Origin of the sequence: Psychrobacter sp. PP-21, from assembly GCF_033790785.1 — a bacterium.
Taxonomy (GTDB): Bacteria; Pseudomonadota; Gammaproteobacteria; order Pseudomonadales; family Moraxellaceae; genus Psychrobacter.
This window is the reverse complement of sequence record NZ_JAMYEB010000014.1, coordinates 1-26339: the sequence shown is the minus strand read 5'-3', so window position 1 is coordinate 26339 and position 26339 is coordinate 1. Positions and strand designations below refer to the sequence as shown.

Annotated in this window: 26 protein-coding genes; 15 read left to right on the top strand and 11 right to left on the bottom strand. The window is 44.2% G+C overall.

Annotated elements, in window-relative coordinates; all coding sequences use genetic code 11:
* The first annotated feature begins 370 nt into the window (after window positions 1–370).
* Both NJD71_RS10655 and NJD71_RS10650 read left to right on the top strand, forming a co-directional pair.
* Window positions 371–1150 (top strand): transglutaminase-like domain-containing protein, encoded by a 780-nt coding sequence (locus NJD71_RS10655; protein ID WP_319051948.1) that lies wholly within the window; start codon window positions 371–373, stop codon window positions 1148–1150.
* A gap of 293 nt (window positions 1151–1443) precedes the next feature.
* Window positions 1444–1887 carry a hypothetical protein gene (locus NJD71_RS10650; protein ID WP_319051947.1) on the top strand — a complete coding sequence of 148 codons (444 nt, stop codon included), beginning with the start codon at window positions 1444–1446 and terminating at the stop codon, window positions 1885–1887.
* 115 nt (window positions 1888–2002) lie between these two features.
* Here the strand turns inward: NJD71_RS10650 and NJD71_RS10645 are convergent, their stop codons facing one another.
* From NJD71_RS10645 to pdxA, 4 genes are all read right to left on the bottom strand, one after another.
* Complete coding sequence (locus NJD71_RS10645; RefSeq protein ID WP_319051946.1) at window positions 2003–2830, bottom strand: symmetrical bis(5'-nucleosyl)-tetraphosphatase; 828 nt, start codon at window positions 2828–2830, stop codon at window positions 2003–2005.
* A 76-nt stretch (window positions 2831–2906) separates the two neighbouring features.
* Entirely contained in the window at window positions 2907–3770 is an 864-nt protein-coding gene (gene rsmA, locus NJD71_RS10640; RefSeq protein WP_319051945.1) for a 16S rRNA (adenine(1518)-N(6)/adenine(1519)-N(6))-dimethyltransferase RsmA, read from the bottom strand.
* Window positions 3771–4181: 411 nt separating this feature from the next.
* Complete coding sequence (locus NJD71_RS10635; RefSeq protein WP_319051944.1) at window positions 4182–4724, bottom strand: hypothetical protein; 543 nt, start codon at window positions 4722–4724, stop codon at window positions 4182–4184.
* A 405-nt stretch (window positions 4725–5129) separates the two neighbouring features.
* Window positions 5130–6212: a 4-hydroxythreonine-4-phosphate dehydrogenase PdxA gene (gene pdxA, locus NJD71_RS10630; RefSeq protein ID WP_319051981.1), complete on the bottom strand. Its 1083-nt coding sequence runs from the start codon at window positions 6210–6212 to the stop codon at window positions 5130–5132.
* Between the two features lie 297 nt (window positions 6213–6509).
* On the opposite strand from pdxA, the gene dnaB reads away from it, so the two are divergent.
* The 3 genes from dnaB to argF all read left to right on the top strand — a co-directional run bounded on the left by dnaB (window position 6510) and on the right by argF (window position 10349).
* A complete protein-coding gene (gene dnaB / locus NJD71_RS10625; protein WP_319051943.1) occupies window positions 6510–7913 on the top strand; it encodes a replicative DNA helicase in 1404 nt (467 codons plus the stop codon).
* Between the two features lie 191 nt (window positions 7914–8104).
* Window positions 8105–9211: an alanine racemase gene (alr, locus tag NJD71_RS10620; protein ID WP_319051942.1), complete on the top strand. Its 1107-nt coding sequence runs from the start codon at window positions 8105–8107 to the stop codon at window positions 9209–9211.
* Between the two features lie 214 nt (window positions 9212–9425).
* Window positions 9426–10349, top strand: coding sequence for an ornithine carbamoyltransferase (argF, locus tag NJD71_RS10615; protein WP_057760398.1), 924 nt, complete (start codon window positions 9426–9428; stop codon window positions 10347–10349).
* A 137-nt stretch (window positions 10350–10486) separates the two neighbouring features.
* On the opposite strand, the gene rpiA is transcribed toward argF, so the two are convergent.
* Window positions 10487–11146, bottom strand: coding sequence for a ribose-5-phosphate isomerase RpiA (gene rpiA / locus NJD71_RS10610; protein ID WP_319051940.1), 660 nt, complete (start codon window positions 11144–11146; stop codon window positions 10487–10489).
* A 285-nt stretch (window positions 11147–11431) separates the two neighbouring features.
* Here rpiA and ilvA point away from each other — a divergent pair, with 285 nt between their 5' ends.
* Complete coding sequence (gene ilvA / locus NJD71_RS10605) at window positions 11432–12985, top strand: threonine ammonia-lyase, biosynthetic (protein ID WP_319051939.1); 1554 nt, start codon at window positions 11432–11434, stop codon at window positions 12983–12985.
* Window positions 12986–13079: 94 nt separating this feature from the next.
* On the opposite strand, the gene NJD71_RS10600 is transcribed toward ilvA, so the two are convergent.
* The gene (locus NJD71_RS10600; RefSeq protein ID WP_319051938.1) at window positions 13080–13208 is read right to left on the bottom strand and encodes a hypothetical protein; all 129 of its coding nucleotides are present in this window, start codon (window positions 13206–13208) and stop codon (window positions 13080–13082) included.
* A 72-nt stretch (window positions 13209–13280) separates the two neighbouring features.
* Between NJD71_RS10600 and NJD71_RS10595 the strand changes: the two genes are divergently transcribed.
* From NJD71_RS10595 to NJD71_RS10570, 6 genes are all read left to right on the top strand, one after another.
* A complete protein-coding gene (locus tag NJD71_RS10595) occupies window positions 13281–13703 on the top strand; it encodes an RNA-binding S4 domain-containing protein (RefSeq protein ID WP_319051937.1) in 423 nt (140 codons plus the stop codon).
* A gap of 205 nt (window positions 13704–13908) precedes the next feature.
* Complete coding sequence (locus tag NJD71_RS10590) at window positions 13909–14406, top strand: low molecular weight protein-tyrosine-phosphatase (RefSeq protein WP_319051936.1); 498 nt, start codon at window positions 13909–13911, stop codon at window positions 14404–14406.
* A gap of 201 nt (window positions 14407–14607) precedes the next feature.
* A complete protein-coding gene (gene murB, locus NJD71_RS10585; protein ID WP_319051980.1) occupies window positions 14608–15648 on the top strand; it encodes a UDP-N-acetylmuramate dehydrogenase in 1041 nt (346 codons plus the stop codon).
* Window positions 15638–16426, top strand: coding sequence for a YdcF family protein (locus NJD71_RS10580; RefSeq protein ID WP_319051935.1), 789 nt, complete (start codon window positions 15638–15640; stop codon window positions 16424–16426). Before murB ends, NJD71_RS10580 begins: the two co-directional genes overlap by 11 nt.
* 125 nt (window positions 16427–16551) lie before the next feature.
* Window positions 16552–16824 (top strand): cbb3-type cytochrome oxidase assembly protein CcoS, encoded by a 273-nt coding sequence (gene ccoS, locus NJD71_RS10575; protein ID WP_319051934.1) that lies wholly within the window; start codon window positions 16552–16554, stop codon window positions 16822–16824.
* Between the two features lie 86 nt (window positions 16825–16910).
* Window positions 16911–17783 carry a sulfite exporter TauE/SafE family protein gene (locus tag NJD71_RS10570; protein WP_319051933.1) on the top strand — a complete coding sequence of 291 codons (873 nt, stop codon included), beginning with the start codon at window positions 16911–16913 and terminating at the stop codon, window positions 17781–17783.
* A 210-nt stretch (window positions 17784–17993) separates the two neighbouring features.
* Here NJD71_RS10570 and NJD71_RS10565 read toward each other — a convergent pair whose 3' ends face one another.
* Window positions 17994–19148 carry a DEAD/DEAH box helicase gene (locus NJD71_RS10565; RefSeq protein WP_319051932.1) on the bottom strand — a complete coding sequence of 385 codons (1155 nt, stop codon included), beginning with the start codon at window positions 19146–19148 and terminating at the stop codon, window positions 17994–17996.
* 277 nt (window positions 19149–19425) lie between these two features.
* Complete coding sequence (locus tag NJD71_RS10560) at window positions 19426–19641, bottom strand: cold-shock protein (RefSeq protein ID WP_319051931.1); 216 nt, start codon at window positions 19639–19641, stop codon at window positions 19426–19428.
* Between the two features lie 406 nt (window positions 19642–20047).
* On the opposite strand from NJD71_RS10560, the gene aroQ reads away from it, so the two are divergent.
* Complete coding sequence (aroQ, locus tag NJD71_RS10555) at window positions 20048–20584, top strand: type II 3-dehydroquinate dehydratase (protein WP_319051930.1); 537 nt, start codon at window positions 20048–20050, stop codon at window positions 20582–20584.
* 139 nt (window positions 20585–20723) lie between these two features.
* Window positions 20724–22025, top strand: a complete 1302-nt coding sequence (locus NJD71_RS10550) for an ABC1 kinase family protein (protein ID WP_319051929.1) — start codon at window positions 20724–20726, stop codon at window positions 22023–22025.
* A gap of 52 nt (window positions 22026–22077) precedes the next feature.
* On the opposite strand, the gene NJD71_RS10545 is transcribed toward NJD71_RS10550, so the two are convergent.
* Entirely contained in the window at window positions 22078–22908 is an 831-nt protein-coding gene (locus NJD71_RS10545; protein ID WP_319051928.1) for an ion transporter, read from the bottom strand.
* 317 nt (window positions 22909–23225) lie between these two features.
* On the opposite strand from NJD71_RS10545, the gene NJD71_RS10540 reads away from it, so the two are divergent.
* A complete protein-coding gene (locus tag NJD71_RS10540; RefSeq protein WP_319051927.1) occupies window positions 23226–23975 on the top strand; it encodes a YebC/PmpR family DNA-binding transcriptional regulator in 750 nt (249 codons plus the stop codon).
* Window positions 23976–24050: 75 nt separating this feature from the next.
* Here NJD71_RS10540 and NJD71_RS10535 read toward each other — a convergent pair whose 3' ends face one another.
* Together NJD71_RS10535 and ftsY are read right to left on the bottom strand one after the other, a co-directional pair.
* On the bottom strand, window positions 24051–24623 hold the full coding sequence (locus NJD71_RS10535) for a methylated-DNA--[protein]-cysteine S-methyltransferase (RefSeq protein WP_319051926.1): 573 nt from the start codon (window positions 24621–24623) through the stop codon (window positions 24051–24053).
* 52 nt (window positions 24624–24675) lie between these two features.
* Window positions 24676–25587 (bottom strand): signal recognition particle-docking protein FtsY, encoded by a 912-nt coding sequence (ftsY, locus tag NJD71_RS10530; protein WP_319051979.1) that lies wholly within the window; start codon window positions 25585–25587, stop codon window positions 24676–24678.
* Between the last annotated feature and the right edge of the window lie 752 nt (window positions 25588–26339).

Below are 26339 nucleotides of genomic sequence, written 5' to 3'. Positions count from 1 at the left end.
AGCAGTGGCATGGGACGTACGGGGCCGAGCTGGCAGCCTTTGATTAAGTGACACTTCGAATATAGCGCTCGCTTTGCAACGCTAAGTCCATAATTAATCAATTTTTGACGCGTCTCAGGTTTAATAAAGCCCGTCTGCATAGTGCTATGGTTATATCTTACCTTTTGAGATTAAAAAAGGTACTATGATAATTCAACTCTGTTAGGCATTGCTGCCTAATTTAAGTACGCAAATCTCTGATATGCAAAACAGTTCATCTCAAAATATTTTGGTTTCAATAGACCTGCGCAGCTTAGGCCTCGCCTCGTATCTATTAGAAATCCCACACTGTCCTTAGTCCACCAAACCAACATCCTTAGTGAGTTCAAACATGATCCTGAAACTTGACGTCAAACTTCATTATCGTCTATCCGAGCCGATGGACCTTTTGCTTCAGATCGAAGCTGCCGATCTTGTCGATCAACAGGTGCGTTCGACTGAGATTTGGACATCAGACGTTGCACATTTTTCACGGGTCTCCGCCGATGATGGCATAGGAGAGCGGATCTGGATTCGCGCAGAAGGAGATTTTAGCTGTACTTACCTCGCAGAAATTGCCGTTGACCGTCCTGCCTTGGACATATCGGTACTGCCCCAAGTGCCTCTCCATCTTTTGCCCGGAGAGACGATCAGACATTTGATGCCATCTCGATATTGCCCATCAGATCAGTTCCAAGCCTTTGTGGATGCCGAATTTGGCAATCTCGCTGGCGGTGCACGGATTGCGGCGATGCGCGATTGGATCGAGTCGGCGTTTAGCTATGTGCCAGGATCAAGCCACGCTCAGACCACCGCGCTTGACAGCTTTGTTCAGCGTCAGGGCGTGTGCCGCGACTTTGCGCATGTTCTTGTGACACTAGCGCGCGCGTCGTCGATACCAGCTAGGTTCGCGAGCGTTTATGCGCCCGATGTGACGCCACAGGACTTTCATGCCGTGGCGGAGGTCTATCTCGGAGGGAGCTGGCATCTCATTGATCCAACCGGTATGGCAGAAGCCGATACGATGGTCCGCATTGGTGTTGGTTCCGACGCGTCTAGCATCGCGTTCCTAACGGCGTTCGGAGCCATGGATTTTGTCAACCAATCAGTATCTGTGACCAGACAAGCTTAGAGGCCTGACCCTAGGCATGCCATGTGGCGTGTTCAAGAATAAGTAAAATCTGCTATAAGCGAGTAATGGAATCAGTGTATTGTTTGTCTCAAGACAGATGCTGTTACTCATGTACGATAGAGACTTCACTAAAGTATCTTAGGCTGCTGCCTTTTTGGGACTCATCCCTATTCTTTCTCTAAACCCATTTTCAAAGTCGTATATTTATTCAAAGAGCTATCGGTATCTAATCAGTGTGGATATAGGTGTTGAGTTGCTGACCGTATAACCAAAGATGAATGGATAAAAAACTAATGACTAGTATAGAAAAAAGACTGACCCAAGCAGATATTTTTTACCAAAACGATGAACCAGAGCTGGCTCTTGAGATCTTAAATGAAGTAATTACTGATAGTAATTCAACAGATAGCGAAATAGCTGAGGCTTTAAACCTCAAAGGAATAACCATAGAGCTTGCTCCATATCTTTCTGAAGATAAAGAAAACTACTCTGGACTTATTTATTTCCAAAAAGCTTTGGAATATACCCCTCACAACACTAGTATTCTATTTAATGTACTCAATTCATTTTCTTGTATAGACATGATGCAAGACTATACTCAAAAAAACAAAAGTGCTTTTATGTGCGCATACGATGTCTTGAATAATGACTTGTATGATTTTTTAAACGAAGAATCCAAAAGTGAGTTGCATAAATTTTCTTCTAAATATCACGAATTTCAAAATGAATGCCTTTAGGGCACACACCAAAAGAGCCAGCTATTTAGCCCTTTAAACGTATTAATGGACCGCTTAAAACACATCACTTACCTAGCCTTATATATCAAGATGTTTATAGCCCTCGGTACTAGCTTTAGCACCCTGCACCTGAAGTAAGAACCTGTCCATCACCCAGTCTATAAGCTAATAGATAATTACCCCAAACGCAGCCGCCATCAAGCGCGCGTGCATGTGGCAAATCAATCTCACCTTTTAGCGCCGCCCAATGACCAAATAGTATCTTACGCGTGCGCGGTACTTGCCACTCAAACCACGGCAAAAAGTCTTTTGGCATCGGCTCATCTAGTCCAGCGTTAAACTCAAATTCAAGCATCCCATCTTGCTTACACAGTCGCATACGAGTAAGGTAATTGGCGATTGCACGCATCTTGGTGAAACCATTAATACCTGCATGCCACTCATCCGCTTGTTTGCTATAAAGATTGGGGAGTAATCGATCCAGCTGCTTTAGGCTGCCTTGTAGTTGTGCTTCTAGCTGCTTGGCATATCCTGCTGTCGCCTCAACAGTCCAATGCGGCGGGATACCGGCATGTACTAGCACGGTATGCTTATCTGGATAAGCCAACAACGGCTGCCGACGCAACCATTCAAGCAATTCATCACAGTCATCAGCGGCAAAGATCGGTGCTGTTTTGTCCTTGCTTTTGAGCTTCGCCGCACCACGCCAAACAGCTATCAAATTAAGATCATGATTACCTAATACAGTAGCTGCAGCACCCTGCTCACATAGCGCCTTCACATCGCGTAATGTATTTAATGAATCCTCGCCGCGCGCCACCAAATCACCCGCAAACCAAAGCTTGTCTTGATCAGGATCAAAATCTAGCGTCTCAAGCAACTGTAGATAAGCCGCATAGCAACCTTGCAAATCACCGATGACATACTGATGGCGAAAACTCATAATACCTCTATGATCTTTATGTGATGATAATTAGCAGTCTATTAACTTAAATCTTTAAAACTCAACCCTCTACCACTTAAACCTCTAAGTTGCGTGCCTGATTGCTTAGGTTCACAAAATCTGTAACGCTCAAGGTCTCAGGACGCGCCTGCGGATCAATACCACAAGCGTCAAAATCGCCTTCACTCAGTGTTGGGAGCAAGGTCGATTTTTTAAAGATAGCCCGTAGGGTTTTGCGGCGATGGTTAAAGGTCTCACGTACCACAATCGCAAAATGCTCTTCGTCCTCTGCTACTACGGGTTTATTGATATGCGGCGTTAGTCGAAATACTGCACTGGTGACTTTTGGCGGTGGGTTAAATGCACCACGCGGTACTGTTAACAAATAATCGGTATCGCAGTGATACTGCATGATGACCGATAAGCGGCCATAGGTTTTGCTGCCCACGTCTGCTGTGATACGCTCGACCACTTCTTTTTGTAGCATAAAGTGCATGTCTTGGATCACGTCAGCATAGCTGAGCAAGTGAAATAAGATAGGTGTCGAGATGTTATAGGGCAAGTTACCTACTACGCGCAGCTTGCCGCGCACCTCGCTGTACAGCTCACGGTAATCCACATGCATGGCATTGTCTTTGATGATCTCAAAGTTTGGGTGACTGTTAGCCCCAATCCGAATACGCAAGCTGTCTGCCAAGTCGCGATCCAGCTCTACCACTGTCATCGCATCCACTTCTGCTAGCAAAGGCTCAGTCAGTGCGCCCATACCTGGTCCAATTTCGATCAAATTGTCGTCACGCTCTAGACGAATGCTTTCAACGATTTCGCGAATCACGCTGGTATCATGCAAGAAGTTTTGACCAAAGCGCTTACGCGGTTGGTGTTTGGCAGCCTTTAAGCTGTTAGAGATAGATTGCGCATCAAATGTAGAATTGGACATAAAAGAGTCTTAATGTATAAAGGAGAAATAGGCTATGGCAGCAATGTGCTGGTATTATAGTGATAAATTATACCACAGCTCATAATTAGGGCGTGTTTTTGAGATATTTTATCTACAAGCCATCTAAAATGTAGCACAACTAACATGGCGGCTTTTGTTCTCGAACCATTTACCATAATGCACCTTTATGCGCAGAATGTGCGGTTCCCTAGTGAGGACTTGAATACTTATCTGTAAGCCCGTGTTAGCTATGGTTCGAGCTATCTGAATGATTGTAGTGGTTTTCTGAGCAGTTACACACTTTTTAAGAAAGGCTCACATTTAAGCAAAAGCAGCCACTAAATAATTCAATATTTAATGGCTGCTTTTGCTTTTGCAGAACGAGATGATATATTTATATAAGAATTATAACTAATCCATAATATACAAACCCGTACCACCAACCTCCCAGTATTCATCAGCTGTGCAATGCTTTGGTATAGGAGTGTAAGGCATATCGGGTGAAAAAGATGTCCAAAACTCTCTCACTGTTCCTCGTCCACCCATTTCTACATAGTCTCCATCCCGATAAATTTTACCGTTTACCTCAATTGCCTGTCCGCCTTCAATGAATTTCGATCCACCAGGGAAAATAGGCATACTGGCATAATCGTCTGGCGCTGTGGATTCCGTATAATACTCCTTAGGATAGGTCAAATTGACGCAGCCGTCTTTTATAGTAAGTCGACCCTCATTGCGAGCTCCATATTCCGTCACAACACTACCGACAGGTAACGGATCACTTGATCCATACGTAGGTAATATGAAAGCAGACTTAGCATCTACAGTAGCTTTATTTGTGCTTATAGCATCGTTCGTTGAATTTCCAGCTAGTTCATTAGATTCTTTAACAGGGCTTTGACATCCTATTATCGATAAAGAAAATAAAATACATAATGGAATAGCATGTTTCATTGTTTAATATCCATAATAAAGGGTTAAGTCCATGTCGTTTATACGCGCAATAGGTGTGTAAATGGCACCTAGACAAACTTTTCTATCATCTATAGTAGTAGATGGATCATCCTTCTGTGGATGTCTTCACCCTTTATGAATACCATAAGCGTTACCATAAGCAAACCAAGGACCACCACTATCACCGCCCAAACATCTAAGATCATTTTGTCTAGAAACTATAACCCCAAAGGAACCAATTATCTACCCCTTTAAATGCATTAACAGACCACTTAAAACAGACTGTATAATGGAACCACTCATATTAGGTCGTATTTGATTATTCATAAATAGGCATTGCTCACACTGAGAGTATCCAGTACTACGTGAGAAATACCTATAAGGCAATGCATTATAAGGGAGGTATCAGCTAGTAAGCGACTTATTCGCCATCTCATTAGCCATGTTTAATGCTTGGTATAAACTTGTCGCACTCGCCCCGCCCCGTCCTGCCAAATCTAGCGCCGTGCCATGATCGACAGAGGTGCGAATATAAGGCAATCCTAAGGTTAGATTAACCGTATCGCCAAAACCGTGCGATTTGAGTACAGGTAGTCCTTGGTCATGATACATAGCGATGACCGCATCGCAATTGGCGAGATGCCTAGACGTGAATAGAGTATCCGCGGGCATTGCCTCTGATATATTGACACCTGCATCGATAAACTCTCGTAAGACTGGATTGATAATATCAATCTCTTCACTTCCCAAATGTCCACCCTCGCCTGCATGTGGATTAAGACCGCATACCAATATACGAGGCTGCGCAAGACCGAATTTCTCTCTCATATCATCGATGACGATTTGTACCGTTTGGCGCACATTATCTGCCGTGATGGCAGCGGGTATATCTTTTAGTGCCAGATGCGTAGTGACAAGCGCCACTTTCATGGCTTGATTGGCAAGCATCATGACCACTTTGTCACAACCACTTTGCTGCATAAAAAACTCAGTATGACCACTAAACATAGTGCCATCCAATAGCTTGATATCTGCATCTATGAGCGCTGATTTTTGCAAGGGACCTGTGATGATAGCGGCGACTGTTTCATTTACTGCTAGCTGATGAGCAATATCTAACTGCCTAGCCACCATTGCTGAATTGGCAATATTGATTTGTCCGCCCACAACTGATACTGCACAAGGAATGTTAAGAATGACAAAAGCACTATCAGCATCTATATCCTGCTGTGGTATTTGCTTGAGCGCGTTCATATCAACATCATTTGCATTGACATCAATGGTTTGCCAAACAGGAGCCTTATTAATCGCGCCAGCAGCAATAAGCTCATCTGCTCGTACTTGCATCGCGCTTGCATCGGCGGTCACCCACATAGGGCGATCAAAATCTTGTAGCTTGCCCTCTGCCGCCAAACTCAATACGACATCCATGCCAATACCCGCAGGCTCACCAGTCGTGATTAATAATGGTCGTTTTTCTGCTGTCATAGCCATAACTTTATTTTCCATAAATTTTTGATTTTATTATATTTATCGTAAATGCTTTCAGTTTTTACGTCTAAGTACTGTGTATCACTTCTTACTTTACGCATAATAACAACTATAGATTTAGTTGCTTACCCAGCCTAAAAAACCACATTATGTGTTAAACTTTCGCTTCTGATTGTAGCATTTGCAGGCAAATCTAAAACCATGTTTTGGTATTTCCAACGTAGAGAAATACTGTGCCTGTTTTGCACGCTCACCGACATCCTTTTTATACCCATTTTGACTCATTAGGCACTCATGGCAGAAAACGATAAAACCGACGACTTACTGAATCAGACACCGCCGCACAATATCGATATTGAAAAGGCATTGCTCGCGTCTTTGATGAGTATCGAAGAGGCGTATGACAAGATTGCCGATATCGTCACCAAAGATGACTTTTATGCGGGGCGACATCAATATATCTTTGATGCCGTTGCCCATCTGGCAGCCGTGAATGAGCCTTACGATACCGTTATGGTACACGACTGGTTAGAGGCGCAAAAGCTACTCAAAGGCGCAGGTGGTGATAGCTACTTGGCCGATATTTTGAGCCAAAGTCCGGCGACGTTGTTCAACTTGACCGCTTACGCTCAGCGTGTGCGTGAGCTATCGACCCTGCGTCAGCTGATTACTACGGGTAATGACATGCTGACCCTGGCCTATAATCCAAAAGACCAAAGCGTCAGTGATATCTTGGACAATGTCGAGGGCAAGATATTTAGTATTAATGAGCAGCATAATAAGCGCGCTGAACAACGTGGCCCTGTTGGCATTACCTCTGTACTTACTAATGTCATTGATAAGATTCAAGAGCTAAAATCTAACCCTGACGGCATGATTGGGTTGCAGACACCATTTGCTGAGCTGAATAACAAAACACAAGGTTTGCAAGCGGGCGATCTAATTATTGTCGCGGCGCGTCCGTCTATGGGTAAAACCACTTTTGCGATGAACTTGGCAGAAGGGATTTTGTTTAATGAAGATTTGCCCGTTGTGGTGTTTTCGATGGAGATGCCTGCCGAATCTATCGTGATGCGTTTGCTGTCCTCGTGGGGCGCGATTAACCAGACGCACTTGCGCTCTGGGCAAATGAATGAAGATGAATGGGCAAAGATGATGAATGCCATTCAGCATTTGCAATCAAAGCACTTATACATTGATGACAGTACTGCCCTGCCACCGTCTGAGATGCGCTCTCGCTGCCGACGTATCGCCAAAAACCATGACGGTCGTTTGGGTGCGATCGTGGTCGATTACCTGCAGCTCATGAAAGTGCCTAGTCTAGATGGTAACCGTGTGGGCGAGATTTCTGAGATTTCTCGTAGTCTAAAGGCACTCGCACGTGAGCTTGAGTGCCCAGTGATTGCACTATCGCAGCTTAACCGCAGTCTAGAGAATCGTCCGAACAAGCGACCTATCATGTCGGATCTACGTGAATCTGGAGCGATTGAGCAGGATGCCGATTTGATTATGTTCATCTACCGTGATGAGGTTTATAATGAAAACTCAGACCACAAAGGTGTGGCTGAAATCATCATTGGTAAACAGCGTAACGGCCCTATTGGTACTATTCGCTTGGGCTTTGAAGGGCAATTCACGCGCTTTATCAATCTAACGCCAGAGTACTATCAAGGCGTTAGCTTTGAGAATGACGAGTAACCAGTCTTATAAATATCGGATTGATAATACTAAGCCTTGTGAAGATTAAGGCTCAATTGCAGTCTAACAAATAGTGTTTAATATTTAGTGTTTAATATCTAGTGTTCAACAACATGGCCAGTGCCGCATCAGCCGAATTGATGCCGCACTGGCTTTATCACTTCATAATTCTACTTACAAAGAAGACGATTATGCGCACCATCACTATAAAACCAAAAGCCATCACTCATAACCTGAGTGAAGTAAAAAAGCGAGCACCGCAGTCCAAAGTATTGGCCATGGTCAAATCCAACGCGTATGGTCATGGTGTAGCGGCTGTCTTACCAGCACTACAGCAAGCGGATGGCGTTGGGGTAGCAACTTTGACTGAAGCACTAGAAGTCAGACAGCTAGGCTGGAACAAAACAATCGGTCTCGTAGAAGGCGCCTTTAGCGCTGATGAATGGCAGCAAGCGATTGAGCATGATATTAGCTGCGTGATTCACCACGGGCTACAGTTGGAATGGGCACTACGAAATGTCCCGCCAGCCAATAGTGCAACCAACGTGGTTTGGCTCAAATACAATACGGGTATGAATCGCCTAGGTTTTAATGCTGAGGGCGTACTGTCTGCAGCAAAGCGTCTATATGAGGCAGGATATCAGCTGATACTGGCCACGCATTTTGCCAACGCTGATGACCATGACCATCCATTAAATGCCATGCAAATTGAGCGTTTCTCAAGCGTGCTAGCGACTCTAAAAGACACCATTAGTCCAGATATCCAAGGCTCATTGTGCAATTCTGCTGGCATCGTCAACTTCTCAGAGCACCACTATGATTGGGTCCGTCCAGGCATTATCTTATATGGTAGCTCGCCTGTGACAGATAAGAGCGCGCAGGTATTAAATTTACAGCCAGCGATGGATTTCAGTGCGCAAATTATGGCACTGCAAACCGTCAGCGCCAATGATGCTATCGGCTATGGCAGCCGCTGGCAAGCGCAGCAAGACACCCGAACGGCACTCGTTAGCGTCGGTTACGGGGACGGCTATCCACGTGTGGTCAATGACGACGCTTATGTCACAGTCATCGATGCCAATAGCAATCAGAGCTACCGCTGTCCTGTAGTTGGGCGTGTAGCGATGGATATGATTGTCGTAGACATCAGCAAAACACCAGAAAGTCTGGCTTTGGACAGTACCGTTACCCTCTGGGGCGATACGCCACGTGTCGATGAGGTCGCGGGACATGCTGGTACGATTAGCTATGAGCTGCTATGCCGCCTAAGCATACGCCCGAATCGTATACAGGCATAATGATCAGAACATGTTTGAGTTTGATCATTTTTTTGGCTTACCGAATCATTTTTAGTCTAGCTTGCAGGCTATTTAATCTTGGTAAAATTGCACGTTTACATTGAAAGTAAATACGCTATACTAAAAGTTTGTTGTCAACCCAGTATACGCCCTGATGCGATACTATTGAACACTGATGACGTTTCACTGACTGCGATCGACTGCTAGGATTACTATGAGTTTGCGCCATTTTTTAACTTTATCTGATTTAACCAAACAAGAACTAGAAAACCTGATCAAACGTGCAAGCGAATTGCGTAAGATGCAACATGCCGGCGAGATATATCAGCCTTTCGTTGGTCGTACGCTTGGCATGATCTTTGAAAAATCTTCTACCCGCACCCGTATTTCTTTTGAAACGGGTATGGGGCAATTTGGCGGTAACGCTATATTTTTATCACCCAATGATACTCAGCTCGGTCGCGGCGAGCCACTAGAAGACTCCGCTCGCGTGATTTCTAGCATGGTTGATATCATTATGATTCGTACCTTTGGTCACGAAAAAGTAGAAACCTTTGCTGAATATTCAAGCGTACCTATTATCAATGCATTGACCGATGACTACCATCCTTGTCAATTGCTCGCTGATATGCAGACGTATTATGAACATCGCGGCAGTATCGAAAACAAAATCGTCACGTGGGTCGGTGATGGCAACAATATGTGCTCATCATTCATGCAAGCGGCTAACCAGTTTGGTTTTGAGCTGCGCGTGGCAGCGCCTTATGGATTTGAGCCTGATCCAAAGCTTATGGAGCGTTTCTCACACTGTGTGAGCTTGGTAGAAAACGTCCAAGACGCGGCAAAAGACTCTAACCTCATTGTCACCGATGTATGGGCAAGTATGGGACAAGAGTCAGAACAAAACACCCGTGCACGTCGTTTCGCTCCTTATCAAGTGACGCCGTCTCTATTGGACAAAGCCGACCCTGAAGTGGTGTTTATGCATTGCTTGCCCGCCCATCGCGGCGAAGAGATTTCACATGACATGCTAAACGATCCGCGCTCTGTCGTCTGGGATGAGGCCGAAAACCGTCTACATGCGCAAAAAGCATTGATGGAGTTCTTGTTAAAAGACAAAATCAAACTACCTGCCTAGCTTAAACCAGCCTGTAAAAAGCTAGTAAGGTAAATGATAAGATAAGTTATTAATACGTTCAAAAATAAAAAAGCCGTCCAGATTTGGACGGCTTTTTTATTTGGATAAAGGCTTGAGATTATATTCTTAAGACTGTATTAGCGTGTAAGTGTCGTCACGCCATTTACTCCAGCTTTTAATAGCACATCCGCTTGATTGGCCGCAAAGATACCATTACAAACCACACCTACGATATTATTCAGCTCTTTTTCTAGCGCGATTGGATTACTGACATCCAAGTCATACGTGTCTAAGATAACGTTACCATAGTCGGTGACAAAGTCTTCACGGTATACAGGCTCACCGCCCAATTTGGCTAATTGACGTGCGACATAAGAGCGAGCTTGTGGCAGTACTTCAATCGGTACTGGAAACGCGCGACCTAGTATATCAACGCTTTTACTATCATCGACCATACACACAAACTTGTTAGAAGCTGCTGCGACGATTTTTTCGCGAGTCAGCGCACCGCCGCCGCCTTTGATAAGTTGCAAATGCTCATTGACCTCATCAGCGCCATCGATATAAATGTCTAACGTACCAGCAAAATTTAAATCGACGATGTCGATACCAAGCGCACGCAGCTTATCTTCTGTTACCTGTGAGCTGGCAACCGCGCCAGCAAGCTTTAGTTGCGGCAATAACTCAATCAAACAGTTGACCGTACTTCCTGTCCCTACCCCAAGTATCATATCATCTTCAATATAGCTTAGGGCAGCGTGGGCCGCGGCTTGCTTTTGTGCTTGCTGATCACTCATCATAAATCCTTGGAAAATAAACGTATGGTCTTAAAAGAAGTAAAATGCGCGGCTATTATAACCGATGCTATTAACGGATGTTAGCGCAATCCTAATTCTAATGTATTGTCGTGCATTTTAGTCATGTGGTTTGATCATAGCTTACAGATGTTGATCACACAGCTCTACGTCATACCTATTCAGGCATGAAACCCTAAGAAAACTGCAATTGAGTCTTGCAAGATACTCAAAATCAGCATAGGCTAATCTATTTCATTTTTATATTCATTCTGTTTAGGGATTACTATGCTGTCACACTGGGTACGAGCCATACTACAAGCCACCGTCTATGACGTTGCTATTCAAACACCACTTGAAACGGCGCCCAAGCTGACCCAACGTTTTACCAACGACATTCGTTTCAAACGTGAAGATTTGCAGCCCGTTAAATCATTCAAATTACGCGGTGCCTACAACCGTATTAGTCAATTAAGCGACGAGCAAAAAGCGCGCGGCGTCATTTGTGCGTCAGCAGGCAACCATGCGCAAGGCGTGGCTTACTCTGCACGTAAACTGTCGCTAAACAATATCATTGTTATGCCAACCACTACCCCTGATATCAAAGTAGATGCCGTCAGAGCACTGGGCGGCAATGTGGACCTGCATGGCGATAGCTTCGATCAGGCAAACCGTTATGCGATTGATCGCGCTGAGCGTGAAGGACTCACCTTTATACCACCTTATGATGATGAGTTGGTAATCGCAGGACAAGGCACTATCGGTCTTGAGCTGACCCAGCAGTGGCGCAATATGGATTATGTATTTGTTGCCGTTGGTGGCGGCGGTCTGATCTCAGGTGTGGCCGCATTTTTGGGAGAAGTGGCGCCGCACGTCAAAGTCATCGCAGTAGAGGCTGAACAGTCAGCGTGCCTAAAAGCAGCACTGGAAACAGGTGAGCGCGTCAAACTTGAGCAAGTCGGACTGTTCGTTGATGGTGTGGCAGTCGCACAGATTGGTGAGTTGCCTTTTGACGTTGTGCGTACGCAAAAAAGCGATGACTCAGGTCCCATCGTTGAACCTGAAGTCATCACTTGTACCAATGATGAAGTCTGCGCTGCTGTCAAAGATATCTTTGAAGAAAATCGCAGTATCGTTGAGCCTGCTGGCGCATTGTCAGTGGCGGGTATGAAAAAATATATTAATGCCAACAACCTACAAGGTAAGAACTGCGTGGGTATCGTGTGCGGTGCCAATATGAATTTTGATCGCCTACGTTATATCGCTGAGCGCACTGAGATTGGTGAGAAAAAGGAAGCCATCTTTGGGGTTACTATTCCTGAAACAACGGGTGCTTTCTTAAACTTCTGCCGTAGCCTACATGGTCGCAATATCACTGAGTTTAACTACCGTGCTGACAGCAAAAAATCACCAGACTCTATGGAACCTGCCTCTATATTTGTTGGTATTGCGCTAAAAGAGGGCGAAAAAGAGCGTCAAACCATCAGTGGCCAGCTGGCAGACGATGGTTATATCGCTCATGATCTGACCGATGATGATATCGCCAAATCGCATATTCGTCACTTGATTGGTGGTCATGCCAAGGTCGAAAACGAGCAGTTACTACAAGTAATATTTCCAGAACGACCGGGTGCACTGCTTACTTTCTTAGAAAAGCTGGGTGATGACTTCAATATCACGCTTTTCCATTATCGCAATCATGGTGCTGCTGAAGGTCGTGTATTGGTCGGACTGCAAGCATCCGAGGGTAACTCACGCCAGCTACAAGATGCTCTCTTGGATATTGGTTACGACTGTACGACGGTCAATGACAACATTGGCTATCAACTATTCTTGAGATAATGCGTTCATGAAGTAACTCTATAATATTACTTTCTTCAAATGATTTACAAAAAGCGACCTTTCATATGTTTGGTCGCTTTTTGCATTATGCCATTTAATCCTGAATATCGTAATCATAGTCATAGTCATAGTCATAGTCATAGTCATAGTCATAGTCATAGTTATAATCATAACCATAAAAATCAGCTTTATAAAAACCAAAGTCATAAATGCCCATTTGCAAATATCAAAGTTGCCCTAATATTATTTGTATAAAGACATAAATCGATATAAAAACGAATGCAAAAGGATGATTATGAAGAAAAATCCCGATACTAACAGTCAAGCACTGGTCAAAATTCGTCTGGACAAATGGCTGTGGGCAGCAAGATTTTATCGTACCCGCACGCTTGCCAAGCAAGCTATTGAGAGCGGACGTGTTCACTACGGTGGTAGTCGCGTAAAAACCAGCAAGGAGATTTCGGTGGGCGATGAGCTAACCATTCGCCAAGGTTCAGCGACCGCTATGACCGAAAAGACAGTCGTCGTCGAGGCGCTATCTGCACAGCGCGGTAACGCTAGCGCGGCTGAGGTACTCTATTCGGAGACCAAGGAGAGCGAGACGCGGCGCGCCTATTATGCTGAGCAGCGTAAACTTGCCAACCTCGCTCGCCCTGATAACAAACCCAATAAAAAAGAACGCCGTGATTTACAACGCTTTAAAAACAATCAGGAGTGATATACGGTCACACCCATATTAGCTGCTCCCATAAACATAGACATACAGCCATTCTTTAATGACGCTATTGTCTAGTCTCTACCCTTGCCATTCAAGGTATTAAGCGTTACGCTAGTAGCTGATTTAATCAATGACATGCTAATAAAAGTCGCATTAATAATGCTAGACTCTTATAGCATGTTTTTTTGTTATAGAAGGTCATATTATGCTGATGAAAGCCTGTACTCCCTCTTCCATACTACTGGTTTGTTTGGGAAATATTTGTCGTTCACCCACCGCTGAGGAAGTTTTTCGTCAGCAAGCGGCCATTGCTGGGTTATCGATAAAAATAGACTCAGCAGGCACCAGTGACTCACATGTCGGTGATACGCCCGATGCACGTTCACAGCGCCATGCCAAATCTCATGGCTATAAAATCAGTAAATTAGTGGCGCGCCAAGTTAGTGCCACTGACTTTCGAGATTTTGAGTTAATTTTGGCAATGGACTCACAGAATTTGGCTGACTTGCAAACTATTAAAGACGGTATCACAGAGACAACGGACGACTTGGCCAAATTAGCACTATTCAGCGAAGAAGATCCTACCTATTGTGGCAGCGATGTGCCAGATCCTTATAAGGGCGAAAGTGATGACTTCGAAGAAGTAATCGAGCGCATCGAATCAAGTGCACAAGCTTGGATCGAGAGTTGGAAAGCCTGCTAGTCATAAAGTCTGTATTTCTACGACTTTTGCATGCGCTATCCTTTATAATGAACAGTTTGTCATTTGTTATTTATTTGCCATATAGGCTATGTTATGACCCAAGCTCTACGCCTTGATCTCGACGCTCAAACCACGACCACAACTGATTGCGCAGTGAGCTTACTGTCCAATCGTTCAGTTGATTTGTCCCATAGCAATACAATGGCATTGGCATGCGCGGCTGATTTTGCAGTGACGTTGACAGATGAGGCGCAGCTTGATGACTTTATGGCATCTGGTACCGAGGCTACGGCAGATGATCTTTCACTATTTGTGTTGTCTGGCGGTAGTAATGTCTTATTACCAGCATCGTTAAATGCGGTGGTCTTGCAACCAAATATGCGCGGTATTCATGTGACCGCTCAAACCGAGCATTATGTAGATATTGAGGTAATGGCTGGTGAAAACTGGCATGATCTAGTTGTATATACAGTCAATCAAGGCTGGTATGGGCTAGAAAACCTTGCACTGATACCAGGTCTGACTGGTGCAGCACCAGTACAGAATATCGGTGCTTATGGGGTGCAGCTAGAGGACCGCTTACAGTATGTACGTGCGTATCATTTACCCAGCAAAACGTGGCACAATCTATCGACTACCGACTGCGATTTTGGCTACCGTGACAGTATTTTTAAGCGTGCGCCAAATACGTGGCTGATTAGCCGTGTGGGTTTTAGACTACATACAGACCCAACCAATATTCTAGCCAGCTATGGCGATGTCCAAACCGTAGCACAGCGCTATGCCGAGCAGCAAGATCGCAAGCAGCCCACTCCTGTTGACGTGATGCAAGCGATTATAGAGATTCGTCAGCAGAAACTGCCAGACCCCAAACAGCTGCCAAATTGTGGTAGTTTTTTTCAAAATCCTATCATTGATCAATCTCAATTTATAGCACTGCAAGCAACCTATCCTGCCATCGTTGGTTATCCGATGCCCGATGCTATGGTCAAAGTTGCTGCAGGTTGGCTCATCGAGCAAGCAGGTCTAAAAGGTGGCGGTATCACGCCTATTTTTACGCATAAGCAGCAAGCACTTGTACTGACCAATCATGCCCCTTACCAGGCAACGCAAGCAGATGTGGCAACCGCCCAGCACTACATCGCCGATGTTGTATATGAAAAGTTTGCTATTCAGCTATCACGTGAGCCAGTTTGGGTAAATGCTGATGGCTCGATTGGACACGCTGAGCATGTGGTCTAAACAATCATGGTCTAAACGCTTGTGGCGAAACTATTTACGTTCAGCTGAACGAATGCTCAAGCTGTTTCGCATCATTAATATTACTTTTATACTAGGCTCGACGTCTATTATTTTAGTATTGATTAGTTTGTTCACCCCCCTATTTTCGCAAGCGGTTGTTTACGTCTTTGCACTGCTACCCCTGCCCAAGATACCGCCTATCGCTACAAGCTCCCCGCCTACTGCTTACGTGGTGCTAGGTGGTGGCCTTACCAATGATAATAACAATCAAATCATTCTCAATCGCTATAGCCTGAATCGTGCACGCACTGCTGCAGGCGCTTATCACGATCTTCCTTTACCTATAGTACTCAGTGGTGCTGAAGCGCCTTGGCTCGGACAGTGGCTGATTGAGCATGGTATCGATGGGCTAATAAGTGAAAACGCCAGTATGAATACTTGTGAAAATGCACGCTTTACGGCCAAACGGATTCCGCTACATCACGTTTATCTTATTACCGATAGCTATCATATGGCACGTGCCCGCAGGCAATTCGCTTTGAATGGCATCAACAGCACACCGCTAAGCGCGCCATTGCCAGTTAAGCGCGACTGGATGAAACCTGCACAAAACCTTACTCACTCACGGCGCGCAGTCTATGAAGTCGCCGCCTACCTGCGTGATGTGATACGGCCACAGATGGACTGTCGCCTCGCCGATGATGTTACTTCGCAGCAGTTGATGACGCCAAGAGGTCGTCCGACAAAAGAGTCTGATGAAATGAAGCCTGATGAATAAGCCTCTACACGGTCATATTGCTGGCTTGCTACTGTCTAAGAGCTTGCACCAATCACTACGGATCATCCCATACCTCTGAGATGGGTGTATAATAATAAAAGACACTGCTATTTAAGAGATTCGCCATGCTCAGTATATTTTTATTAATTCCGCTAAGTCTTATGCTGTTTGTGGTTGCTATTTGGGCAGTGCGTTATGCGGTAAAATCAAATCAGTTTGAAGATTTGGACAATGCATCACAGCGTATCATATTAGATGACCGTCAAGAGCGCAGGCAAACCATGCATGCTCATGATCACTCAACGCAGCCTCAAACATCTGAGGAGCCAATAGCGTTAGATGACAATGTTGACACAGACGGGGTTCATTCTAATAGAGATACAAGCCCAAAAAACTAACCTCTATCCATACATTATGATGACCTTTTGTTAAACAATAATCGTGCCTGTAGACACAGCATGTATAACTTTTAGGAGAGGTGTCCATGACTATAGCTTTACTTGTTGCAGCGTTGCTGATGGGGTTTTTTGGCTCGCCGCATTGTTTGGGTATGTGTGGCGGCCTTGTGACAGCATTCGGTCTGTCTATGAAAGACGTTAGCCCCACCAAACGCCGCGCTTTGGTTGCCACCTATCATCTTGGGCGTCTGACCAGTTACGCTTTGCTGGGTTTGGTCGCAGGCTTTATTGGTATTACCTTGTTAGAGCCGCTAATGAAAGGCAATAGCATGCCGCGTATCTTACTGGGCATGATACTCGTTTTTGTCGGTGCGACCATGCTAGGTGCACCATTTTTGACCAAGCTTGAACGTTTTGGTATGCGTTTTTGGCAGTACTTAAGCCCGCTTCGTCAAAAGGTATTTCCACTTAATACATTTCCACGAGCACTCACTGCTGGTCTGCTATGGGGATTTTTGCCTTGCGGTTTAGTGTATGGTGCTCTACTGATTGCTGTGGTCGCTCACAATCCACTAAGCGGAGCGGCATTAATGTTCGTGTTCGGCTTAGGGACCATACCGATGCTGGTGGCAACGCATGAAACCGTCGGCTGGTTACGTGACAAGATTGGTCGTTTTCGTCTAAGACAGCTAAACGGCGCGATAATGGTGCTCTCAGGGTTGGCGGTGGCTGTCGTCCCTATCGCTATGACAAGTATGCATGGCGGACACGGAGGTGGTCATGCACAAATGGATCATGGTAGCCACTCTAGTATGATGTCTGAGACAGACATCCATGACATGAGTCAAATGGAGCACGACATGTCTAATATGGATCACAGTATGCATGATATGGAACACGATACAGACATGGATCATACTATGGATGATGACAATACCTCTATGCATCATGGCCATTGATTTTACATCCGTATCATAATGATATTTGGTTATATTACTTGTTTGAATAGTAGTTAGTCGTTATGTGAAAAGCAATCGCATAAAAAGCCCTCGATATCTGCGTGATATCGAGGGCTTTTATTTTGCATGAGGCTTATTTTTCATTAGGTTTATTTCTAACGTTACTTATTTTTGATGATAATGATCTAAGTAGTTTTCAACTCATAGCAACTATTCTTGCCACTGTTCAAGCGAAAATTTAGTCTCTAAATGCTTCTCTAGTGCTGGTATGTTAAACGCATCATCTTCGCTAACAAAACTGATACTAATACCAGTTTGTCCAGCACGGCCAGTACGACCAATACGATGTACGTAATCATCTGGCTGATCAGGTAAGGTATAGTTGACCACATGACTGACATCATCAACATGTATACCGCGTCCTGCAACATCCGTTGCTACTAGAATGGAAGCATGACCATCCTTAAAACGCTGCAAATATTTCTCACGTTTTTGCTGAATCACATCACCTGACAACATAACAATCTTATGGTCTTGACGTAGTTTATGATAAAGACGCTTAACTTGGTCTTTACGATTGGCAAAGACAATGACTTTTTCAACAGTTTTATCACTGATAATACGCTGTAGGGCTTCTAGCTTCTGGTCTTCTGTCAATAAGTAAAAATGCTGATCAACCAACTCGCTGGTCTTGTGTTCTGGTTCGATTTCAACGAACTGTGGCTCATGTAACCAACGATAGGCTAAGTTCATGACATCTTGGTTAAAAGTGGCAGAAAACAGTAAGCTTTGACGATCAGTATTAGCCGGCATACGGCCTACTAGGCGTTTGATATCAGGAATAAAACCCATGTCTAGCATACGGTCTGCTTCGTCTAGTACCAACACCTCTACTCGGTCAAGATAGACCATGCCTTTATTGGCAAGATCAATCAGACGACCTGGCGTTGCTACCAAAATATCAACGTATTGACGCTCAAGCTCATGCTGCTGAGTTTCGTAGTTCGTACCGCCCATAATACAAACACTATGCAGTGACGTGTACTTGGTCAATGCTATACAGTCATCAAATATTTGCTGAGCAAGCTCACGTGTCGGCGCCATAACCACTGCACGTGGCTCACCCAAATAGCGCTCTTCATCGGTAGTAAAGGGACGCTTGAGTAACGCCTCCATGATCGTCAGCAAAAACGTTGCTGTCTTACCGGTTCCCGTCTGTGCCTGTCCGATAGCGTCTTGATTTGCTAGTGTATGCGGTAGGATTTTTGCTTGGATAGGGGTTAGTTCCGTAAAACCCAAATCACTTACTGCACGCAAAGTCGCGGTTGAAAGTGGCAAATCAGTGAACGTTGTAAAATTACTCAAAAAAATATCCTTTTAAATTTATTGATTGTATCTCACCAATCACAAGTCAGCTCACGATAAATCTCTATGCTGCTACAAGCGTGACCAGTAATGATAGCCACGTTGTCTCTATAAATAACCGTCAGACATATAGGCACAAAAAAAGCCAAGCCCGACACCTGACCTACCAAATATGCTGCCGTTAACTCAACATGGTAAGACAAGATGGGCTTGACTCAGTAGTATATCAGTAGTTCGTACAGACCTTATAACTAAACCGTCTAAATGTCTGAATAGATTACTCTTCTAACTTTCTGACTTCTTCAGCTTGAAGGCCTTTATCACCTTCTACCACACTGAACTCAACTTTTTCGCCATCCTTCAAAGAACGATAACCATCACCCTGAATCGCGCGGAAATGGACAAAAATATCTTCTCCGCTGTCACGTTGAATGAAACCAAAGCCTTTTGAGTCATTAAACCACTTAACGATACCTTGCTCACGAGCTGACATAATATTACTTCCTAAAAAAGTCCGCTTAGCCCCAAATTCCTTTGCAACATTGCATATAAACGGGGTCTAAGATTATGAAATCAAAAACTTAAGAGTACTGCTCTAGCTACAGTCATCTTTGTATTGCTTGTACAAAAAACAGTTTGTTTGAACAACCTATCCTTTATACTCATGACTGTAACAAACTTGCAATGTTTATTGCATAAAAAATATCATAGCACGGGTTTTTAGCAACATAAAGACTTTTAACACGCTTTTTAATACCTAATCTAATTTTTTATATAATTTTTTTATAACCCGTTCAGCAAGCTGTTATGATAAATAGATAGCGTCAATCAGCTTATTACGTAGAAACTTTCCCATTACAATAGATCATTCACATTTTTCGATAGCGACAGAGAGTATTATGACGTCCTCCTCTTCATCCCTTAAATCTCAAAAAACGGCTCACCAAGATACTGACCAGACACTTACCCGTAGACTGCTATTGGTTAATGGCGTCAATTTAAACTTACTGGGCAAGCGTGAACCTGAGATCTATGGTTATATGACATTAGCAGATATCGAGCAACGCCTAGTTGAGCGGGCAGCCAAATATGGTGTTACGCTGGTGTGCATACAGTCAAATCATGAAGGCGATCTGGTGGATCAGATCCAACATCATGGCTTACTCACAGACAAAACTGACCAAGTCGATGCAGTGATTATCAATCCTGCTGCATTTACCCACACTTCTGTAGCCCTACGTGATGCGCTATTGGCCACACAAAAACCATTTATAGAAGTGCATTTGTCAAACGTGCATGCGCGTGAGCCTTTCCGTCATCATTCTTATCTGAGTGATGTTGCTGTGGGTGTGATTTGTGGTTTGGGTCATATGGGCTATGAGATGGCACTCGACTATTGGCTACGCACTATTTATGCAGATCAGATAAACACTTAATGTGCTGCTCGTTGTTTATCGATCTCTTTATGTATACTGTCAATCTCTTCTTATCTTTCACACAGTAGTCAAACAGTAATTGTCTGATGAAAATAATAGAATTACAGCTGAGCACACAACCCACTATATGGTGATATGAATGGCAAAAACGTCCGGAAAGCGCTTTATGAAACTCGCTGGTATGACAGCAAGCATCGCCGGTAAAGCCGCTAAAAACTCATTTAAGCACCTCTCAAGCGATGAAGAAAAGCGACTGCAAGCTCGTTCAGACTTGATGCAAGATGTGGGTGTTCAGATTGCCGAAACTTTGGGTGAGATGAAAGGTGCGGTGATGAAAGTAGGACAGATTGCCTCACAATACAAAGATGTGTTTCCACCTGAGGTTGCCACTGCTCTAGAAAAGCTCCAAAAAGATGCACCACCAATGCCCTATGCGCAGATACGTGCGCAAGTCGAGCGTGAACTCAACGCGCCTATGCCAGAGTTATTCAGTGAGTTTGACGAGACGCCATTTGCCGCAGCATCTATCGGACAAGTGCATAAGGCCGTTTTGAGCTCTGGTCAAAGAGTGGTGGTCAAAGTCCAGTATCCTGATGTTGATGAAAACTGTGATAGTGATCTCAAACAAGTTCGCATGGCGCTAAAAATTGCCGGCGTACTCAATATGAGCAAGCAATTACAAGAGCAGCTTTTTAATGAGATTCGCCAAAGCCTACACGATGAGCTTGACTACGTCAAGGAAGCGCATAACTTACGTGTGTTTGGTGCTTTTCATGCAGACGATGAAGGACTTATCATTCCTAAGGTTATCAGCAGCCATTCTTCCAGACGGATTTTGACATTGACAGAAGAGATGGGAGAAACACTGACGGTTGCCGCAACGTGGGACAATGATATAAAACAAAAAATAGCCGAGCGTTTGTTCCACTTTACCGCAGGACAGCTATTTGGCTTGTACCGCATGCATTGTGACCCACATCCAGGTAACTTTGCCTTTCGTCATGACGGTAGCGTAGTCGCCTATGATTTTGGCGGTATTCGTAGCTATAGCGATAGCGAAGTCCAACTGTTCCGTCGTTTCGCAAGACATGCTATTAAAGGCGATGTGACCGCACTCGAGCAAGACCTTGTCGCTCTAGATATTCGCCGTGAAGATGACAAAAACATCCCCGGTGAGTTCTATGAAAAATGGCTATCGATTGGCCTAAAACCTTTATCCATTAGCCCTTATCAAGAAGGTGCCTTTGATTTTGGTAGCAGTCAGATACATCATGATGCTATTGCCCAAATGCGCACGTCATTAAAATACTTTGGTCAGTTTCAGCCTTCCGCCACAACGATGATGCTAGACCGTACTATATCAGGACAGTATTGGAACTTGGTCAATCTAGATGTCAAAATCGACCTATCACCACTCGTTGACGAATACATTGAAGCCTAATGAATCGTCTAACGGTCGCTACCACACTGGTTGTTGGCTAAAAAACGGCTCACTAAATATGTAACGCATGACCACAGCGATCGCAAAAGTCTGCGCCTACGGCATGTCCAAATTTACCGCAGTTGGGGCAAGTCACTGGATTGAGCTGTGGACGCATATTACGAGCAAGCTCAGAGGTAAAGATACCTGTCGGTACCGCAATAATCGAATAACCTGTGATCATGACCATGGTTGCTATTGCCTGCCCTAACGGTGTTTTGGGAGACATATCACCATAACCCACTGTCGTCATCGTGACGACCGCCCAGTAGATAGACAATGGGATACTAGTAAACCCATTCTCAGGCCCTTCTACCACATAAATAATGGAACCAAAGATAGTCACAAGCAGTACAAGTGATAAGAAAAATACCGTGATTTTCTGTTGACTGGTCCTTAGTGCAGAGGCCAAAAAACCAGCCTGTTGCATGTAGGCTTTGAGCTTGAGTACACGGAATATACGTAAAATACGCAATACTCGTATCACCAGTAGATACTGCACGCCCACAAACATCAAACTCAAATAACTCGGCAGTACAGACAGTAAATCCACTATACCAAAGAAACTAAACGCATAGCGTAAGCGGTTCGGTGCCGAAAACAGCCTTAGCACATACTCAATGGTAAACAGAATAGTAAAGAACCACTCTGCATAAAAAAACAAGGTGCCATATTGCAAGCGCATATACAGCACACTATCAAGCATGACAACAGCAACACTGGCCAAAATCGCAATCAGCAAAACAATATCAAAAAGCTTACCCGAGCGGGTATCTGTCCCTTCGATGATGATATGTATGCGGTTACGCAAGTGTGTCAGAGCTTCGGCAGTGGGTTGCTTCATAGAATCAGTACTTTATAAAATCAATGGCTTGATAGCATTCAATGATTTAAAATGTGATGGATAAGGGCAAGTTGGTCAAGACGGCTAAAACTGGTTTATAATATCGCTCACTTATCATAGTGAGTACAATCTATAAGTTGCCACAGTGTAGCAAAAAAGCACCTTTAACAACATACAAATCGTTAACGTGCCAGTAGCGCTACTACCTCAAGCAGACAAAGTAATGATAGTATGGAATCAGACAATCACATACTAAAGAGTGCAACTATAATTCTTTTTACCCACAAAAAATAATACGTAGAATCTAAGGATGTTATATGGCAGGCCATTCAAAATGGGCAAATATTAAACACCGCAAAGCCCGTCAGGATGCAGTAAGAGGCAAGATATTTACCAAAGTTATCCGTGAAATCGTCTCAGCAGCCAAACAAGGTGATCCTGATCCTGATAAAAACCCACGCTTGCGTGCCGTTATCGAAAAAGCCCTATCGGTCAACATGACTCGTGACACGATCAACCGTGCTGTCGACCGTGGTACAGGCGGCGGCGATAACGAAAATATGGAAGAAGTCAGCTACGAAGGCTACGGTGTTGGCGGTGTGGCGGTACTTGTCGAAACCATGACTGACAACCTCAATCGTACGGTAAGTGAAGTCCGTCACGCTTTTACCAAATGTGATGGCAACCTTGGTACATCAGGTTCAGTGGCTTACCTGTTTACCAAACGTGGTGAGATCACTTTCAATGATGTGAGCTTAGAGGACGAGGTGATGCTAGTAGCACTAGATGCTGGTGCCGTTGATATCGAAAACGATGGTGAGAGTTTGCTTGTCATTACCGAATGGGAAAGTTTCGGTAAAGTCCAAGATGCTCTAAATGCGGCTGGTCTTGTTTCTAATAATGCTGAGGTGACTATGTCGCCATCTACTACGGCTGAGATCGATAGTATCGATGATGCTGAAAAGATCATAAAAATGATTGATATGTTAGAAGATGCCGATGATGTGCAAGAAGTTTATACTAATGTGAATTTCTCTGCTGATGTCATGGCGCAACTTGAGGCATAATCTGATTAGCAGTTTAAAAAAAGGGCTAAATACTGATGTGTTTGGCCCTTTTTTCTATGGAAAAAATAAATAAAACTACTTTTTATACCATGCATTTTCAAGCGCTAACAAATATTCCTTTTTATCCAGCCCGCCTGTATAGCCACCAAGCTTGCCATCGCTCGCAATGACACGATGACAAGGAACGATGATACTAAAAGGATTCTTACCGTTAGCCTGCGCGACCGCACGGAATCCCTTTGGACTGTTGACACGCTGGGCGAGTGTGGCATAGCTAATGGTTTCGCCATACTCAATACCCTGCAGTGCCTGCCATACTCTTTGCTGAAACTCAGTACCCATAGAAAAATCCAAAGGTAAATCCAGTGTCTTACGCTTACCAGCAGCGTAATCTTTGAGTTGGAAAATCGTTTCTATTAACAACGCTTGAGCAGGTTCACTCATGCTTAGGCTATTACTATCTATAAAGGTGAAATCTTCATCTGACATACCGTAATACTTTTTGATTTTAGGGACAGATTTTGAGCTATGCCATGAGTTACCTGCCAACAGCCAGTTGGCTTCAACGAGCACAGGCTTACCATTCTCATTGACACGAGCAATCAGTGTGAATCGATGTAACCCAACAGTTGCAGTAGTAACGATCATGGCGTCTACTTCCCTATTCTTTTAAAAATAATTTACCAATTAACTGGCTCTCTTATTCTTTATCGTCGGTCTCAAACAAAGCGGCGACAAATTGTTTTGGACTAAAGGCGCGCAAATCATCAATAGACTCACCCACACCAATGTAGCGGATAGGCACATCTGTCGTCTCAGCGATATTGAATACTACGCCCCCTTTAGCAGTGCCGTCCAGTTTGGTAATAGTAATACCCGTCAGAGGTACAACCTTGTTGAATAACTCAACTTGATTGATGGCGTTCTGACCCGTACCAGCATCGAGTACGATCATACCTTCATGCGGTGCGCTTGGATCAGCCTTACGCATCACGCGTACGACCTTCTCTAATTCTGCCATCAAATGTGTCTTATTCTGTAGACGACCAGCTGTATCGGCTATAAGGACATCGATATTTTTGGCTTTGGCAGATTGCATGGCATCAAAGATGACAGAAGCACTATCAGAGCCATGCCCTTGCGCAACGACTGGGATATCATTACGCTCACCCCAAATTTGCAGCTGCTCGGTGGCTGCTGCACGGAACGTATCACCTGCTGCTAGCATGACTGACTTACCTTCACCTTGTAAACGCTTGGCAAGTTTACCAATGGTTGTTGTCTTGCCCACACCATTAACGCCAACCACTAAAATAACAAATGGTTTTTTGCTGGTATCAATGACCAATGGCTCAACTTTAGGCGTCAAAATATCAACCAGTTCGCTTTGCAAGGCTTTATATAATGAGTGTGCATAGATCAGATCACCGCGAGCAGTCTGCTCGGTGAGGCTCTTAATGATACGGTTGGTCGCGTTGACCCCAATATCAGCAACCAGTAACTGATCTTCGACCTCTTCTAACAGCTCATCATCGATCTCTTTACCACCGATAAGAATACTCACCATCCCTTCGGCCAAGTTTTTACGTGACTTACTGAGTCCCGTTTTCATCCGGTTAAACCAGCTGCCTTTTTTCTTATTCTCTTGCGGCTCTACTGGTTCTTCTACTGGCTCTTTTGGACTATCAGTTTGTATACTGCTGCTATTCGTTGGGCTCACGCTTGGCGTGTCTCCCAACTGTTCTTGCAATGGCATGGTGGGTACGGTTGACACGGTATCAGAGTTGTTTGCAACATCTGTCTCTGTGACACTCGAAAAGCTTTCAGAATCTCCTTTAGGTACGTTATGCTCTTCAGTCATAATGATTGGCGTGGCCAAAGCAATATTTTCTTCTGCATCGGTATTTGAGATGTCTTGGATTGTCGTACTGTCCTCTAGTACAGCTGTGCGTTCAGACTCATCAACGATGGGCACCGATTGCACCGGTAGACTGGGTAAGGTAATATCATCGTCATCTAAGTCATCAAGACCATCATCTAAGTTAATGACTACGCGGTTGTTATTGTTTGGGTTATTCATAATTTTGCCCTAAAAGTTATCATTATCAATTATTTGTTCATTGTAGATAAATTTATATGTCTTTATACGCTTATGAGCGACGTGACAATGAATTTTAGCCTATTTTAGCATAATTCAAGTCGTGCTCAGCCCTTACCATAATAGACTATCGTTAAAATATAGTCAGTTCACTATAAAAGAAATACAGCCCATATCATGAAACAGTTTAGGCAGATTATTCTCCATCCAGCCTTGGCGTAGAAACTTTGCTTGTGCCCATTTTTTCTCAATGGGGTTAAGATCAG